Genomic DNA, 14,797 nt, shown 5'->3' on the forward strand with positions numbered 1-14,797 from the left:
TCGTGCTCAAGCGCGGCGCCAAGGGCTGCATCGTCTATGACGGCCCGATCAGCGACGATCTGGAGGACGGCATCGTCGGCAAGGGCTTTCCGATCGAGATCTACAACGTGCTCGGCGCCGGTGACGCCTTCATGTCGGGCTTCCTGCGCGGCTGGCTCGGCGGCGAGAGCTTCGCCACCGCCGCGACCTGGGCCAATGCCTGCGGCGCGTTCGCCGTGTCGCGCCTGCTCTGCGCGCCGGAGTACCCGACCTTCGAGGAAATGCAATTCTTCCTCAAGCACGGCAGCAAGCATCTCGCGCTGCGCAAGGACGAAGCGATCAACCACATCCATTGGGCGACCACGCGCCGGCGCGACATTCCCTCGCTGATGGCTTTGGCCTGCGACCATCGCGTCCAGCTGGAGGATGTCGCGGCCAGGGTCGGCGCCGACGCTTCGCGCATTCCGGACTTCAAGGTGCTGACCGTCAAGGCGGCGGCCAAGGTCGCGGCCGGCCGTGACGGCTACGGCATGCTGATCGACGAGAAATACGGCCGCGATGCGATGTTCGAATTCGCCCGTCATCCCTTCGCCTGGCTCGGTCGCCCGGTTGAACTGCCAGGCTCGCGCCCGCTGCGTTTCGAATTCTCGCAGGACATCGGCTCGCAACTGATCGACTGGCCGGTCGACCACTGCATCAAATGCCTGTGCTTCTATCATCCCGACGATCCGGAAGCCTTGAAGACCGAGCAGCGGCAGAAGCTGCGAGCCCTGTTCGAAGCCGCGCGAAAGGTTGGCAGGGAGCTTCTCGTCGAGATCATCGCCGGCAAGCACGGCAAGCTCGACGACACCACCATTCCGCGCGCGCTGGAGGAGCTCTATGCGCTGGGCATCAAGCCCGATTGGTGGAAGCTGGAGCCGCAGGCTTCGGCCGGTGCCTGGGCGAAGATCGAACAGGTCATCGTCAGGAACGATCCTTGGTGCCGAGGAGTCGTGCTGTTGGGCCTGGAGGCGCCGCAGGACGAACTGGTCGCTGCCTTCGCCGCGACGAGCAACGCGCCCATCGTGAAGGGCTTCGCCGTCGGCCGCACCATCTTCATCAATGCCGCCGAACAGTGGCTGGCCGGCAGGATGTCGGATGACGAGGCGGTGGCCGACATGGCCTCGCGCTTCGAGCAGCTGACCGAGGCATGGCTTGCCGCGCGCGGCCGCAAGGCAGCATAACAAGACCGCCGAAAGACTGCGGAGGAAACATGATGAGCAAAACAATTCGCCTGACGATGGCGCAGGCGCTGACCCGCTTTCTCAGCCGGCAGATGACCGAGATCGACGGCAGGAAAGTGCCGATCTTCGGCGGCGTCTGGGCGATCTTCGGCCATGGCAATGTCGCCGGTGTCGGCGAGGCGCTCTACCAGGTCCGCGATGAATTGCCGACCTTCAGGGGTCATAACGAGCAGGCGATGGCGCATGCGGCGATCGCTTACGCCAAGGCCAATTTCCGCCGCCGCTTCATGGCCGCGACCACCTCGATCGGCCCGGGCGCGCTGAACATGGTGACGGCCGCGGCGCTTGCCCATGTCAACCGGCTGCCCGTGCTCTTGTTGCCCGGCGATGTCTTTGCCAACCGTCTGCCCGATCCGGTGCTGCAGCAGGCCGAGGATTTTTCCGATGGCACCGCAAGCGTTAACGACTGCTTCCGCGCCGTATCGCGCTATTTCGACCGCATCACGCGGCCGGAGCAGATCATCCCGGCGCTCAACCGCGCCATGCAGGTGCTGACCGATCCAGCCGAGTGCGGTCCGGTCACGCTGTCGCTCTGCCAGGATGTGCAGGCCGAGGCCTATGACTATCCGGAGAGCCTGTTTGCCGAGCGGGTCTGGACGCCGCGCCGCATTCGTCCCGATCGCCATGAGCTTGCGGCCGCCGTCGAGGCTTTGAAGGCCGCGAAGAAGCCGCTGGTGATCGCCGGCGGCGGCGTCCTCTATTCGCAGGCCTCGGACGAGTTGGCGAAGCTGGTGCAGGGCGCCGGCATCCCGGTCTGCGAGACGCAGGGCGGCAAGTCTTCGCTCCCCGACGACCATCCGCTCAACATGGCGGCTGTCGGCGTCACCGGCACGTCAGCCGCCAACCGACTGGCCGAGGAGGCAGACGTCGTGCTTGCCGTCGGCACCAGGCTGCAGGATTTCACCACTGGTTCCTGGGCACTGTTCAAGAATGCCGGCCGCGCCATCATCGGGCTGAATACGCAGGTTTTCGACGCCGGCAAGCATTGGGCGCTGCCACTGGTCGCCGATGCGGCCGAGGGCCTTGCCGAATTGTCCACCGCGCTGAAAGGCTGGAAGGCGCCGAGCGCCTGGACCGACAATGCGCTGAAGGGCAAGAAGGAATGGCAGGGCGCGGCCGCCAAGGTGACCGCCTCGACCAACGCTGCCTATCCGTCCGATGCGCAGGTGATCGGCGCTGTGCAGCGCGTCATGGGCTCCGGCGTCACCATGCTGCATGCCGCCGGCGGTCTGCCGGGCGAATTGCACAAGCTCTGGCAGGCCGGCGCGCCGGGCTCCTACCATGCCGAATACGGCTTCTCGACCATGGGCTACGAGATCGCCGGCGGGCTCGGCGCCAAGATGGCGAAGCCGGACCAGGAAGTCGTCGTCATGCTCGGCGACGGCTCCTATCTGATGCTCAATTCCGAGATCGCCACCTCGGTCATGCTCGGTCTCAAGCTGACGATCGTGCTGCTCGACAACCGCGGCTATGGCTGCATAAACCGGCTGCAAATGGCGACCGGCGGCGCCAACTTCAACAATCTCCTGAAGGACTCGCGCCACGAGGTGATGCCTGACGTCGACTTCGCCGCGCATGCGGCAAGCCTCGGCGCCATTTCCGAGAAGGTGGCCTCGATCGCCGAGCTGGAGACGGCGCTCGCCAGGGCGAAGAAGAACAGCAAGACCACGGTGCTGGTCATCGACACCGATCCGCTGGTGTCGACCGAGGCCGGCGGCCACTGGTGGGATGTCGCAGTGCCCGAAGTCTCGGCGCGACGCGAAGTCAACGCCGCGCGCAAGAAATACGAAGAGGCCGTGGGCAGCCGTCAGGGTTGAGCCGCGTCCGCCTTGCAACGATTGAAGCTGGAGTGAAGATTTGAAAGCCAAACTGGGCATGTCCCCCATCGCGTGGTGGAACGACGATCTCGTGGAACTGAGCGATGACGTGTCGCTGGAGGAGTGCCTGCGCCAGTCGCGCTCGGCCGGCTTCACCGGCATGGAGATGGGCCGCCGCTTCCCCAACGACCCGAAAGTGATGCTGCCGATCCTGAAGGAGGCCGACGTCACGCTTTGCGGCGGCTGGTTCTCGGGCACGCTGGTCAATGAGGATCTGGCGAGGAACAAGGATCGCATCCAGCCGATGATCGATCTGTTCAAGGCGGTGAACGCGCCGTGCATCGTCTATGGCGAGGTCGGCCGCTCGATCCAGGGCGACCGCTCCAAGCCCTTGGCCACCAAGCCGAAGCTCTCCGACGAAGAGATGAAGGCCTATGGCCGCCGGGTCACCGACTTCGGCGAATGGTGCGCCGACCAGGGCATGCCGCTCTCATACCATCACCACATGGCGGCGGTGGTCGAGACCGAGCCGGAACTTGATGCTTTCATGCGCAATTCGGGCGAAGGCATTCCGCTCCTGCTCGACGCCGGCCATCTCGTCTTTGCCGGCGGCGATGTGCTGCGCGCCATCGACAACCATCACAAGCGCATCAACCATGTCCATGTGAAGGACGTGCGCAAGAGCGTGATCGACGGGCTCGATCGATCGAAGCAGTCCTTCCTCGACGCCGTGGCGCTCGGCGCCTTCACCGTGCCGGGCGACGGCTCGCTCGACTTTGGTGCCATCGTCCGGAAATTCGCCGATTACGGCTATGAGGGTTGGTTCGTGGTCGAAGCCGAGCAGGATCCGAAGAAGAACCCGCCACTGAGGATGGCCGAGGTCGGCCACAAGGAGCTGATGCGGGTGATGACAGCCGCTGGCTACACGGTCGAGACGCAAGGCTTCCCGAATGACTGAGCGCTGGATTGGCGGCGGCGGGTGGCTTATCTGAGGAACCCGGCAACTCTCGGATGGCGCGATGAAAGATTATGAGCACCCGTTCTTCCGGCCCTTGTGGCGCCGCATAGCGGTCGTCGCCGTCTGCCTGATCTGGTCGGTCATCGAGTTCGCCTCCGGCACGCCCTTCTGGGGCGTCATCGCGCTAGGCTTCGCCGGCTATGCGGTGTGGCAGTTCTTCTATCTCTACAAGCCGGTCGAGGAGGCCAAGCCTCCGGCCGAGCCTAAGGAATGACTGGACTATGGAAGGCTCACAGATCGGATGCGTTGGCGATTGGCTGAAACGCCCCCCGCTTCGTCATCCACGGGCGAAGCAAGGAGCGAAGCGACGCGCGCAGACCCGAGGATCCATGCCGTGACGTAAAAACAGCCGCGACGGTGCAGAATTCTGCTCCGCTGTGCTCTTCGCCTTAGGTAACGGCATGGATTCTAGGGTCTTCGCGACGGAGCTACGCTCCTGCTTCGCCCTAGAATGACGAAGTTTGGAGGCCTCGGCCAATCTCGAAGGTTTGTGCTGGTTCTGCCACCCGGCAAGATCACCCGCTGGGGCCAAAGGAATAGGAGAGACAAACTATGTCGAAACTGCTCGTCAAGGCCGACAAGGGCCACGGCCATGTCGCTCACGTCACGCCGCAAAGCGCCGGCTGGACCTATGTCGGTTTCGACCTCCACAGGCTGCGCCCAGGCGAGACGGCCTCGGGCAAGACCGGCCAGCGTGAGGTCTGCCTGGTCTTCGTCACTGGCCAGGGCAACGCGTCGGCCGGGGGCAAGGATCTCGGCCTGCTCGGCGAGCGCATGTCGCCCTTCGAGGGCAAGCCCTGGTCGGTCTATGTGCCGCAAGGTTCCGACTGGTCGGTGACCGCCGACACCGAACTGGAGCTCGCTGTCTGCTCGGCGCCTGGCCTTGGCGGCGGCCTGCCGGTCCGTGTCATCGGCCCTGACGATCTCGGCCAGGAAGTGCGCGGCAAGGGCACCAACACGCGCTACGTCACCAATATCCTGCCCGAGGGCAAGCCGGCCGATTCGCTGCTGGTCGTCGAGGTCATCACGCCGGGCGGCCACACCTCCAGCTATCCGCCGCATAAGCACGACAAGGACAATCTGCCGGCGGAATCCTATCTGGAGGAGACCTATTATCATCGCCTCAACCCGCCGCAGGGCTTCGCCTTCCAGCGCGTCTACACCGACGCCGACAGGAACGGGGTGCGCGATCTCGACGAGGCGATGGCGATCGAGGACGGCGACGTGGTGCTGGTGCCGAAGGGCTATCACCCGTGTGCTGCCTGCCATGGCTACGACCTCTATTATCTCAACGTCATGGCCGGCCCGAAGCGGACGTGGAAGTTCCACAACGCGGCCGAGCACGAATGGCTGATGAAGGCCTGACGGGGCAGGCCGGCTGGAGCTATTGGTCCAGCCTCCGAAAAATCGTCGGCTAATGACTTCAAGGCTGGATTTGCCTTCGAAAACCCATGAAGGTTTCGTCAATCCGTCATGGAAATCACCTATGGCAGCGGTTCCGGTGCATGTCGCCGCAAGCGCTCGGGCGTTTCGGGACAACGACTTGCCGAAAACTGAAGATTTGAAGCGCGTCGCATGATCCCTTCGGGCGCAACGCGCTTTGACGAGGAAGCTTCATGCGTTACGCCATCTATTTCACCCCGAGGCAGGACGAGCCGCTGGCACGGATCGCCGCCAACTGGCTGGGCCGCGACCCGTTCGGCGCAGCGACGCGGCCGGTCGAGGCCGTGGGTGATTTGTCGGCCGCGGAAGTCGCCTTCCACACGGCTTCGGCCAGGCGTTACGGATTCCACGCGACGCTGAAGGCGCCTTTCCGGCTGGCGCCTAGCGAGACGGAAGCCTCGCTGCGCGCCGCGCTCGACCATTTCGCCGAAGCGACGCCGCCGGTCGTCATCCCGCGCCTCGTCGTCGGCCAGATCGACGGCTTCTTCGCGCTGGTGCCGGAAACGCCGTTTGCTCCGCTCAACAGCTTCGCCGGCGATGTCGTGCGCGCGTTCGACGGGTTCCGCGCGCCGCTGACCGAGGCCGAGATCGAGCGGCGCAGCCCGGATTCGCTGAAGCCGGACGAATTCCGCAACCTCTGCCAGTGGGGTTACCCCTACGTCTTCGAGACCTTCCGCTTCCACATGACATTGTCCGGACGGGTTGGGCCACAGGAAAGCCCACGTCTTCGCGCAGCAATAGCCAGTCTGTTCGCCGAAGTGCTGCAGCAGCCGGTGCAGGTGGATGCGCTGACATTGTTCGTCGAAACCGAGCCGGGCGCCCCGTTCATGGTTCTTTCCCACCATGCGCTTGGTCGACGCCCGGCCAGGAAGATCGCCTGATTGACCGCCCATAGACCTCCCGACTGGACCGCCCCACTGGACCGCTTTGAGATCGAGGACTGCCTGAGATGACCGCCGAGACCGTTTTGAACAACGCCCGCATCGTATTGCCCGACGAAATCGTCGAGGGTTCGCTGGTGCTGCGCGATGGCATGATCGCCGCCGTGGAGCAGGGCCCCGCCCGCACAGGCGAGGACATGGGCGGCGACTACATCATCCCCGGCCTCGTCGAGCTGCACACCGATCATCTGGAAGGCCACTACGCGCCGCGCCCGAAGGTGCGCTGGAATCCGATCGCCGCCGTGCTCGCCCACGACGCCCAGGTCGCCACCGCCGGCATCACCACCGTGCTCGACGCGTTGCGCGTCGGCATGGACGAGGACGCCGACCTGACGTCCGACGACATCCGCAAGCTCGCCGACGCCATCGAGGACAGCGTGCGCGAGGACCGGCTGAGGGCCGACCATTTCATCCATCTGCGCTGCGAGGTCTCGGCGCCGGACTGCCTGAAAGCCTTCGCCAATTTCGAGACCGACGACCGGGTGAAGCTTGCTTCGCTGATGGACCATGCACCGGGCCAGCGGCAGTTCGTCAACCTCGAGACCTACGCCTATTACTACCAGCGCAAGCTGAAGCTGACCGATCGCGACTTCCAGAAATTCTGCGAAAAGCGGATGGGAGAATCGGCCCGCAATTCCGGTCCGAACCGCGTCTTCATCTCAGCCGCCTGCCACGAGCGCGGCATCGTTCTGGCCAGCCATGACGACGCCACCGCCGCTCATGTCGACGAGGCCATCGAGCAAGGCGTGCGCGTCGCCGAGTTCCCCACCACGGAAGAGGCGGCCAAGGCTTCGAAGGCGGCCGGTCTCGGTGTGCTGATGGGCGCGCCGAACGTCATGCGCGGCTCATCGCATTCCGGCAACGTGTCGGCCCGCAGGCTTGCCGCCGACGGCCTGCTCGACATCCTGTCGTCCGACTACATCCCCTTCAGCCTGATCCAGTCGGCCTTCTTCCTCGGCGATGTCGTCGACGGCATCTCGTTGCCGCAGGCCGTCGCCATGGTCTCGAAGAATCCGGCCGAGGCTGTCGGCCTCACCGACCGCGGCGTCATCGAGCAGGGTCGGCGCGCCGACCTCGTGCGTGTTCGCGTCGACGACCATGTGCCGGTTGTCCGTACCGTGTGGCGCCAGGGCCGCCGGGTCGCATGATGGTCTCGGCCCTGATCGAGCGCGAGCTCGCCGAGACACATCCGATCCGCAACGGCGTCTTCGTCGCCGTCGTCGGGCCGAGCGGCGCCGGCAAGGACACCGTCATCGGCTACGCCAAGGCGCGCTTCCCTGACGAGACGCGGCTTGAATTCGTGCGCCGCGTCATCACCCGGCCGAGCGATTCCGCCAGCGAGGACCACGACACGCTGGCCGACGCCGCCTTCGCCGAGGCGGAGGCCGACGGCGCCTTCGCCATCTGCTGGGACGCGCATGGCTTGCGCTATGGGCTGCCCGCCGACGTCGATTGGGCTGTCTCCAACGGCCATGTCGCCGTTGCCAATGTCTCCCGCGCCGTCATCCCGGCGCTGCGCGAGCGCTATGCCAACCTGGCGGTGGTCGAGATCACCGCGACGCCCGAAATCCTCGCCGAGCGGCTGGCGGCGCGCGGCCGCGAATCACGCGGCGAGGTGCTTGCGCGCCTGGCGCGCGGCACGACCGTGAAGCTCTCCGGATCGGACGTGACCTCGATCGACAACAGCGGCGACAAGGCGATAGCCGGCGAGCGCTTCGCCGAGGTGCTGCGCAAGGCGATGGCCTTCTCCGATCTGTCGGACATGATCTGACGCAACGTCGTCATCCTCGGGCTTGACCCGAGGATCCATGCCGTGACCTTCGCCGAAGGATGCAACGGAGCAGAATTCTCAACCGTTGCAACGCCTTAGCGCAACGGCATGGATTCTATGGTCGGCGCTGCGTCGCTTCGCTCCTTGCTCCGCCATAGAATGACGAAGCGAAAGTAGCGCGCTCACTTGTTGAAGTTCGCGATGAACTGCTTGAACTGCTGGGTGGACGGCCTGGCGAACATCTCCTTCGGTTCGCCCACCGAATCCACCTCGCCCTTGTGAAGGAACATCACCTTGCTCGAGACGTCGCGGGCGAAACCCATTTCGTGCGTCACGACCAGCATGGTGCGCCCTTCCTCGGCGAGCGAGCGCATGACGCGCAGCACCTCGCCGACCAGTTCCGGATCGAGGGCGGAAGTCGGCTCGTCGAAGAGCATCACCTTGGGGTTCATGGCGAGCGCGCGCGCTATGGCCGCGCGCTGTTGCTGGCCGCCGGACATGTGCGGGGGATAGTAGTTGCGACGCTCCCATATGCCGACGCGCTTCAGCAATGCCTCGGCCTGCTCCAGGCACTCGGCACGCGGCCGCTTGAGCACATGCGTCGGCGCGGCGACAAGATTCTCGAGCACGGTCATGTGCGACCAGAGATTGAAGCTCTGGAACACCATTGCGAGGTTGGCCCGGATCCGTTCGACCTGGCGGATATCGGCCGGCGATTGGTGGCCGTCCCGACCCTGCTTCATCTTGATGAGCTCGCCGTCCACCCGCACTTCGCCGGAGTCCGGGGTTTCCAGAAGATTGATGCAGCGCAGCATCGTGCTTTTGCCCGAGCCCGAGGAACCGAGGATCGAGATGACATCGCCCTTGTGGGCCTCGAGCGAAATGCCCTTGAGCACCTCATGGTCGCCGAAGCACTTGCGCAGGTTTTTGACGCTGATGGCGGGCGTCTCGTCGGAAGACGACACTGCTTCGGCGGCAGCTGCGGCATTTACCGACATCACAACACCTCCGGAACGGGTTTTATCTGCTGGCTCCGCTCAGGCGGGGGCCGCAGATGCGGAGAAAGCCGATATTCGACCCAGGCGAACAGCCGCGCGATCGACAGGTTGAGAAGAAGGTAGATCACGCCGGCGCAGGTAAGCACCTCGATCGGCCGGAACGTGTCGTGCTGGATCTTCTGCGCCGTTCCCATCATCTCCATGATCGTGACCACGGAAGCGAGCGCTGTCGCCTTGGTCATGAGGATGATTTCGGTCGAATAGGCAGGCAGGGCGAGTCGCAGCGCGATCGGCAGCGTGACGAGGCGGAAACGGGTGAAGGCCGACATGCCGAATGCCTTGGCCGCCTCGATCTGCCCGACAGGCACGGCCCGCAGTGCGCCGCGGAAAATCTCGCTCTCATAAGCCGCTGTGTTCAAGGCCATGGCGACGATCGTGCAATACATGGGGTCGCGCAGGATCGGCCACAGGATCGGGCTGTGGCGGACGAAATCGAACTGCGAGAGCCCGAAATAGATCAGATAGAGCTGCACCAGCAGCGGCGAGCCGCGGAAGACGAAGACATAGCCCCGCGTGAAATATTCGCCCAATCTGTAGCCAGACGCCCGCAGCCAGGTCAGGCCGGTGGCGATGACGAGGCCGATGGCGATGCCGCAGAACCAGATCTCGAGCGTCAGGGGCAGCGCCTTGAGAACGCTCCACATGGTCGAAAGGTAGAAGTCAAAATCCACCGCGACCTCTCATTTCGGCCGTGTGAAGCTGCGGGAGGTGTAGCGCTCGGCCTTTTCGAAGATTGGCGTCGAGATCGAGGTCATCACCAGATAAAGAATGCCGGCGACGGTGTAGAAAAGCAGCGAGTGATGCGTCGAGCGCGCGGCCTTGTTGGCGGTCAGCATCAGCTCGGCGACGCCGGTGACCGAGATCAGCGCCGAATCCTTGATGGTCAGCTGCCAGACATTGCCCAGCCCCGGCACCGCGAGGCGAAGCACCTGCGGCATGATCACAAGGCGAAAGCGCAGCCATGCGGACATGCCGTAGGCGCGCGCCGCCTCCAGCTCGCCGCGATGGATCGCCAGGAACGACCCGCGAAACACCTCGGCCTGATAGGCGCCGGAGATGATGCCGACCGCAAGAACGCCCCCAAGGAAGCTCGGCATGTTCAATATGTCGGTCGAGCCTATCGATCCGGTCGACCGCGCCACGCCCGTCAAGATTTGCGTGCCGCCATAATAGAACAGATAGATGATCAAAAGTTCCGGTTCGCCGCGGAACACGGTGGTGTAGCTCTCGCCGAGAAACCGTAATCCGCCGCGGTGCGAGAGCTTGGCCGCCGCCACGAGCGAGCCCAGCGCGGCACCGATCATCATCGAGACCACGGTGACGGCGAGCGTCCAGCCGATGCCCCAGAGCAGTTGCACGCCCCAGCCGGCCGCCAACAGCTCATAGGCCGTCGACACCTGGTCCTTGAGATCGCTGAGAAACCCCACTACGCCTCCTCCGGGCGCCGAGACATGCATCGACGGATTTGCCCGCCTCAATGCAAAACGGGAGCAGCCTTGGCTGCTCCCGTTGCGACATTACTTGGTAATGTCGATCTTGAACCACTGCATGCTGTATTTCGACACGGAACCGTCGTCGAGAGCAGCCTTGAGGGCCTTGTTGTAGATGTCCTGCAGGTCCTTGTCGGTCTTGCGGAAAGCGGCGCCGATGCCCGGTCCGAGGATCGGGCCACCCTTGAACTGCGGCCCGACGAATTCCAGGTCCTTAGCGTCGGGTTTGGCCAGGGTGCCGAGGAAGTAGGTGGTGTCGGCAAAAGCCACGTCGATGCGGCCCGCCATCAGGTCGAGGTCATGCTCGTCCGTGGTCTTGTACTCATGGACGTTGGCGACGTCCTTCAGATACTTGTCGGCGAAAGTCGCTTCGGTGGTCGAAACCTGAAGTCCGATATTCTTGCCGCCGAGTTCCTTGCGCAAAGTGTCGAGCGCGGCCTTGGATTCGGCATCATCCTTGGAAAGGTCGATCATCTTGCCGCTGTTGGACAACTTGGCCAGCGGGCCGTTCTTGTCCGCCAGGAAGGCGACCGGCGAAGAGGCGTAGGGGACCGAGAAGTCGATGGTCTTCAGGCGCTCCTCGGTGATCGACATGCCGTCCATCACGATGTCGAACTTGCCTGCCGTGAGTCCGGGGATGACGCCGTCCCAGTCCTGCGCCACGACGTTGCATTCCAGCTTTGCGCGCCCGCAGACGTCGTTCAGCACGTCCACCTCGAATCCGACGATCTTGCCGCTGGCATCGGTCTGGTTCCAGGGGGCATAAGAGCCCTCCATCGCGACCGTGACGGTTTTCCAGTCCTTGGCCATTGCCGGCGTCGAACAAGTCAGCGCCAGCGCGGCAAGTGCAATCCAACGTGATGATGTCACGATACTTCCTCCCATACTTTGTTCTTGGATACCTGTGACGCTCATTGCTAGCGCAGCCCAGATTCGTCGACAAGGGCTGTTTTTACCGGCGCGCTTCGCTCCAGATCACCATTAGTTCAGGCGCTGGGGCCGGCGAGCGAGGCTATTCCGCTGGTGCGCCGGCGATGTTCTGGCGTGTCGCCTCCACCATCCGGCGCCGGGCGCGGAAGACACCCCATTGCTGGTCGACCAGCACGCCGATCAGGATGACGCCGCCCATCACCGCGAAGTTGAGCGAGGACGGAATACCGAGCAGGTTGACCAGGTTCTGCAATTCCTGCAGCAGCACCGTGCCCAGGATCACGCCCACCAGCGAACCCTCGCCGCCGCGCAGCGAGAAGCCACCGAGCACGGCAGCGGCGATCGCGTAGAGCTCATAGAACTGGCCATGGCTCGCCGGCGAGATCGAGCGCGTGTACATGGCGAAATAGATCGCCGAGAGCGCCGTCAGCACGCCGCAGATGACGTAGGCCGCGATGACGACGCGCCCCGTCCGGATGCCGGAGTACTTGGCCGCTTCCTCGTTCTTGCCGATGGCGTAGAGATAGCGGCCGAACACCGAGCGATGCAGCACCACCCACATGACGATGGCGATGACGATCAGCGCGATGAAGCTGTTCGGCAAGCCGTAGGAGCGCCCGGCAGTCAGGAATTCGAGCGTTGGGAAATTCTGCCCGAACGCGAAGCCGGCGGTGCCGTCGGCGGTGTAGAAGCGTGCCACGCCGCGATAGATGAGCAGGCCGCAGAGCGTCACCACGAAGGGCTGGAGCTTCAGCCGCGTGATCAGCCAGCCATGCACGAAGCCGATGACGGCGCCGAGCAGCAGGATCAGCACGAAGGCCAGTGGCCAGTTCACCTCGCGCACGGCGATGAAGTCGATGAACAGCGTGCCGAGCAGCGCGATGAGCGACCCGACCGAAAGTTCGATGCCGCCGGTGATGATGACGAAAGCCTGGCCGATGGAAAGGATGCCGAACAGCGCGACCAGGTTCGAGGTGTTAGCGAGGTTGATCGTCGACAGGAAGCGCGGATTGATCGCCGTCACCACCGCGCCGACCACCAGGATCAGGATCAGCAGGCCGAGGTCTTTCTTGCTCATTGCACTCCTCCCACGGCATGCACCAGCCTGGGCTTCTTGCCCACCGCCAGCAAAAGCACATTCTCCTGGCTGAAATCGTCCCGGTCCAGAATGCCGGAGATCTGCCCCTCATGCATGACCGCGATGCGATCCGAGACGCCGATCACTTCTTCCATGTCGCTGGAGATCATCAGCACAGCGACCCCTGCATCGGCCAGTCCCCGCATCAGCCCGTAGATCTCCGCCTTGGCGCCGATGTCGATGCCGCGCGTCGGCTCGTCGAGGATCATCACCTTTGGGTTCATCGCCAGCCACTTGGCCAGAACCACCTTCTGCTGGTTGCCGCCCGAAAGCGTGCCTGTGCGGGTCAGGACCGACGGCGCCTTGATGCCGAGGTTTTTCTTCTGCTTTTCGGCGGTGACAACCTCGGCGCCGGTCGAGACCAGCGAGCGCCTGGCATGCGCCGGCAGGTTGGGCAGCGAGATGTTCTCTGCGATCGACAGGTCGAGCAGGATGCCGGTGAGCTTGCGGTCTTCCGGCACCAGGAAGATGCCGCTCGCCACCGCGTCGGCGGCGGAGGTGAGATTGAGCGCCTTGCCATCCAGCGCCACACTGCCGGCGAGCCGCTCGTCGATGCCGAACAGCACGCGCGCCAGTTCGGTGCGGCCGGAGCCGACCAGGCCGGCGAGGCCGAGGATCTCGCCGCGCCTGATCTCCAGGCTGACAGGACGATCGGGATAGGTGCTCGTCCGCACGCCGTTCGCCGACAACGCGACATTGCCCGGCGCGCGCGTGGCCTCGCCAGCCTTTTCGCGTTCCTTCAGCATGCGGCCGATCATCAGCCGGACCATCTGGTCGTGGTTGATTTCGCTCTTCGGCAACGTGCCGGCCAAAGTGCCGTCCCGCAAGACGACGACGCGATCGGCGACACGCTCGATCTCATGCAGCCGGTGCGAGATGAAGATGACGCTGATCCCTTCCGCCTTCAGTCCCTTGATAACGTCGAGCAGCTTTTCGGTCTCGGCGATCGGCAGGCTGGAGGTCGGTTCGTCGAGGATCACCAGCCTTGCCTTGATCGAAAGCGCCTTGGCGATCTCCACCATCTGCTGCTGCGCAAGTGAAAGGGAAGCCACCGGCGCGTCGGCCGAGAAATTGGCGCCGACGCGCTTGAGCAGCGGCGCCACCATCTCGCGCAGCTTCGCCCGGTCGACCAGCTTCAGCGGTCCGCCGCGAAGTGGCTCGCGACCGAAGAAGATGTTGGCAGCCACGTCGAGGTTGTCGAACAGGTTGAGTTCCTGGTGCACGAAGGCGATGCCGGAGCCGATGCTGGCTTCCACGGTCAGCCCGTCATGCGCGACGCCGTCGACTGTGACTTTGCCGCTGTCCGGCCGTGTGACGCCGCCGAGGATCTTCATCAGCGTAGATTTGCCGGCGCCGTTTTCGCCGACCAGGCCGATGACCTCGCCGGGTCTGACCTCCATGGAGAACCGGTCCAGGGCAACAACGCCGGGATAGGTCTTGCGCACGCCTTCGAGGCTCAGGAACGGAGCGGTCGTCGATTGAGTGTCGATAGAAGTCATCGCGCCTGACAGCAGCCGGTGGGCAACAGAGTGACGGGCCTCGCGAGGCCCGTCAATACAGACGCCGGCTCAAGGTCCGCTTTGAGCCGGCGCAACTGCGTTTTGCCTTACTTGCCTGCCATTGCCTTGAGGTTGGCGGCATAGGCGTCGACGTCATCCTTGCCGATGATCTTGGTCGGGATGATGATCAGGTTGTTGGCCGGGATGCCCGACTTGTCGCCCTTGAGATAGGCCGCCATCAGCTTCATGCCCTGATAGGCCCATTCGAAGGGCTGCTGCACGACGGTGGCGGCAATGGTGCCTTCCTTGACGCCGCCCAGCGTGATCGGATCGTCGTCGAAGCCGACGACGGTGATCTGGCCGAGCTTGCCCGCGTCGCGCAGCGCCTCATAGATGCGCGGCGTGTTGTAGGAGTAGAAGCCGACCATGC

Annotated in this window: 15 protein-coding genes; 8 read left to right on the plus strand and 7 right to left on the minus strand. The window is 64.2% G+C overall.

Annotated features, from left to right (window positions below):
• The 8 genes from Q0L57_RS25925 to phnN form a co-directional block, all read left to right on the plus strand.
• A partial coding sequence (locus tag Q0L57_RS25925; RefSeq protein WP_296745922.1) for a PfkB family carbohydrate kinase occupies positions 1-1,202 on the plus strand: 1,202 nt, incomplete at its 5' end.
• Positions 1,203-1,234: 32 nt separating this feature from the next.
• Positions 1,235-3,079 carry a 3D-(3,5/4)-trihydroxycyclohexane-1,2-dione acylhydrolase (decyclizing) gene (iolD, locus tag Q0L57_RS25930; RefSeq protein ID WP_296745935.1) on the plus strand — a complete coding sequence of 615 codons (1,845 nt, stop codon included), beginning with the start codon at positions 1,235-1,237 and terminating at the stop codon, positions 3,077-3,079.
• Positions 3,080-3,119: 40 nt separating this feature from the next.
• Entirely contained in the window at positions 3,120-4,037 is a 918-nt protein-coding gene (gene iolE / locus Q0L57_RS25935) for a myo-inosose-2 dehydratase (RefSeq protein WP_296745923.1), read from the plus strand.
• Positions 4,038-4,098: 61 nt separating this feature from the next.
• On the plus strand, positions 4,099-4,311 hold the full coding sequence (locus Q0L57_RS25940; RefSeq protein WP_135873650.1) for a DUF3329 domain-containing protein: 213 nt from the start codon (positions 4,099-4,101) through the stop codon (positions 4,309-4,311).
• Between the two features lie 338 nt (positions 4,312-4,649).
• Positions 4,650-5,462 carry a 5-deoxy-glucuronate isomerase gene (iolB, locus tag Q0L57_RS25945; RefSeq protein ID WP_296745924.1) on the plus strand — a complete coding sequence of 271 codons (813 nt, stop codon included), beginning with the start codon at positions 4,650-4,652 and terminating at the stop codon, positions 5,460-5,462.
• Between the two features lie 251 nt (positions 5,463-5,713).
• Positions 5,714-6,421: a DUF1045 domain-containing protein gene (locus tag Q0L57_RS25950; RefSeq protein ID WP_296745925.1), complete on the plus strand. Its 708-nt coding sequence runs from the start codon at positions 5,714-5,716 to the stop codon at positions 6,419-6,421.
• Positions 6,422-6,489: 68 nt separating this feature from the next.
• On the plus strand, positions 6,490-7,629 hold the full coding sequence (locus Q0L57_RS25955) for an alpha-D-ribose 1-methylphosphonate 5-triphosphate diphosphatase (RefSeq protein ID WP_296745926.1): 1,140 nt from the start codon (positions 6,490-6,492) through the stop codon (positions 7,627-7,629).
• A complete protein-coding gene (gene phnN / locus Q0L57_RS25960) occupies positions 7,626-8,252 on the plus strand; it encodes a phosphonate metabolism protein/1,5-bisphosphokinase (PRPP-forming) PhnN (RefSeq protein WP_296745927.1) in 627 nt (208 codons plus the stop codon). The genes Q0L57_RS25955 and phnN overlap by 4 nt, the downstream gene beginning before the upstream one ends.
• A 182-nt stretch (positions 8,253-8,434) precedes the next feature.
• On the opposite strand, the gene Q0L57_RS25965 is transcribed toward phnN, so the two are convergent.
• The 7 genes from Q0L57_RS25965 to Q0L57_RS25995 all read right to left on the minus strand — a co-directional run.
• Complete coding sequence (locus Q0L57_RS25965) at positions 8,435-9,250, minus strand: ATP-binding cassette domain-containing protein (RefSeq protein WP_296745928.1); 816 nt, start codon at positions 9,248-9,250, stop codon at positions 8,435-8,437.
• The gene (locus Q0L57_RS25970; RefSeq protein ID WP_296745929.1) at positions 9,250-9,981 is read right to left on the minus strand and encodes an ABC transporter permease; all 732 of its coding nucleotides are present in this window, start codon (positions 9,979-9,981) and stop codon (positions 9,250-9,252) included. The genes Q0L57_RS25965 and Q0L57_RS25970 overlap by 1 nt, the downstream gene beginning before the upstream one ends.
• A gap of 9 nt (positions 9,982-9,990) precedes the next feature.
• Complete coding sequence (locus tag Q0L57_RS25975) at positions 9,991-10,737, minus strand: ABC transporter permease subunit (RefSeq protein WP_296745930.1); 747 nt, start codon at positions 10,735-10,737, stop codon at positions 9,991-9,993.
• 90 nt (positions 10,738-10,827) lie between these two features.
• Entirely contained in the window at positions 10,828-11,670 is an 843-nt protein-coding gene (locus Q0L57_RS25980; RefSeq protein ID WP_296745931.1) for a transporter substrate-binding domain-containing protein, read from the minus strand.
• A 142-nt stretch (positions 11,671-11,812) separates the two neighbouring features.
• Positions 11,813-12,808 carry an ABC transporter permease gene (locus tag Q0L57_RS25985; RefSeq protein WP_296745932.1) on the minus strand — a complete coding sequence of 332 codons (996 nt, stop codon included), beginning with the start codon at positions 12,806-12,808 and terminating at the stop codon, positions 11,813-11,815.
• Positions 12,805-14,367 (minus strand): sugar ABC transporter ATP-binding protein, encoded by a 1,563-nt coding sequence (locus tag Q0L57_RS25990; protein ID WP_296745933.1) that lies wholly within the window; start codon positions 14,365-14,367, stop codon positions 12,805-12,807. Before Q0L57_RS25990 ends, Q0L57_RS25985 begins: the two co-directional genes overlap by 4 nt.
• Before the next feature lie 107 nt (positions 14,368-14,474).
• Positions 14,475-14,797, minus strand: a 323-nt coding sequence (locus tag Q0L57_RS25995) for a substrate-binding domain-containing protein (protein WP_296745934.1), incomplete at its 5' end; no start/stop codon positions are given.

This window comes from Mesorhizobium sp., assembly GCF_024509055.1.
Taxonomy (GTDB): domain Bacteria; phylum Pseudomonadota; class Alphaproteobacteria; order Rhizobiales; family Rhizobiaceae; genus Mesorhizobium.

Bases quoted from the DNA above. Each gene is read 5' to 3' on its own strand.
- iolD (WP_296745935.1), top strand. From the start codon at position 1,235: ATGAGCAAAACAATTCGCCTGACGATGGCGCAGGCGCTGACCCGCTTT.
- Q0L57_RS25940 (WP_135873650.1), top strand. From the start codon at position 4,099: ATGAAAGATTATGAGCACCCGTTCTTCCGGCCCTTGTGGCGCCGCATA.
- iolB (WP_296745924.1), top strand. From the start codon at position 4,650: ATGTCGAAACTGCTCGTCAAGGCCGACAAGGGCCACGGCCATGTCGCT.
- Q0L57_RS25950 (WP_296745925.1), top strand. From the start codon at position 5,714: ATGCGTTACGCCATCTATTTCACCCCGAGGCAGGACGAGCCGCTGGCA.
- Q0L57_RS25955 (WP_296745926.1), top strand. From the start codon at position 6,490: ATGACCGCCGAGACCGTTTTGAACAACGCCCGCATCGTATTGCCCGAC.
- phnN (WP_296745927.1), top strand. From the start codon at position 7,626: ATGATGGTCTCGGCCCTGATCGAGCGCGAGCTCGCCGAGACACATCCG.
- Q0L57_RS25965 (WP_296745928.1), bottom strand. From the start codon at position 9,250: ATGTCGGTAAATGCCGCAGCTGCCGCCGAAGCAGTGTCGTCTTCCGAC.
- Q0L57_RS25985 (WP_296745932.1), bottom strand. From the start codon at position 12,808: ATGAGCAAGAAAGACCTCGGCCTGCTGATCCTGATCCTGGTGGTCGGC.
- Q0L57_RS25990 (WP_296745933.1), bottom strand. From the start codon at position 14,367: ATGACTTCTATCGACACTCAATCGACGACCGCTCCGTTCCTGAGCCTC.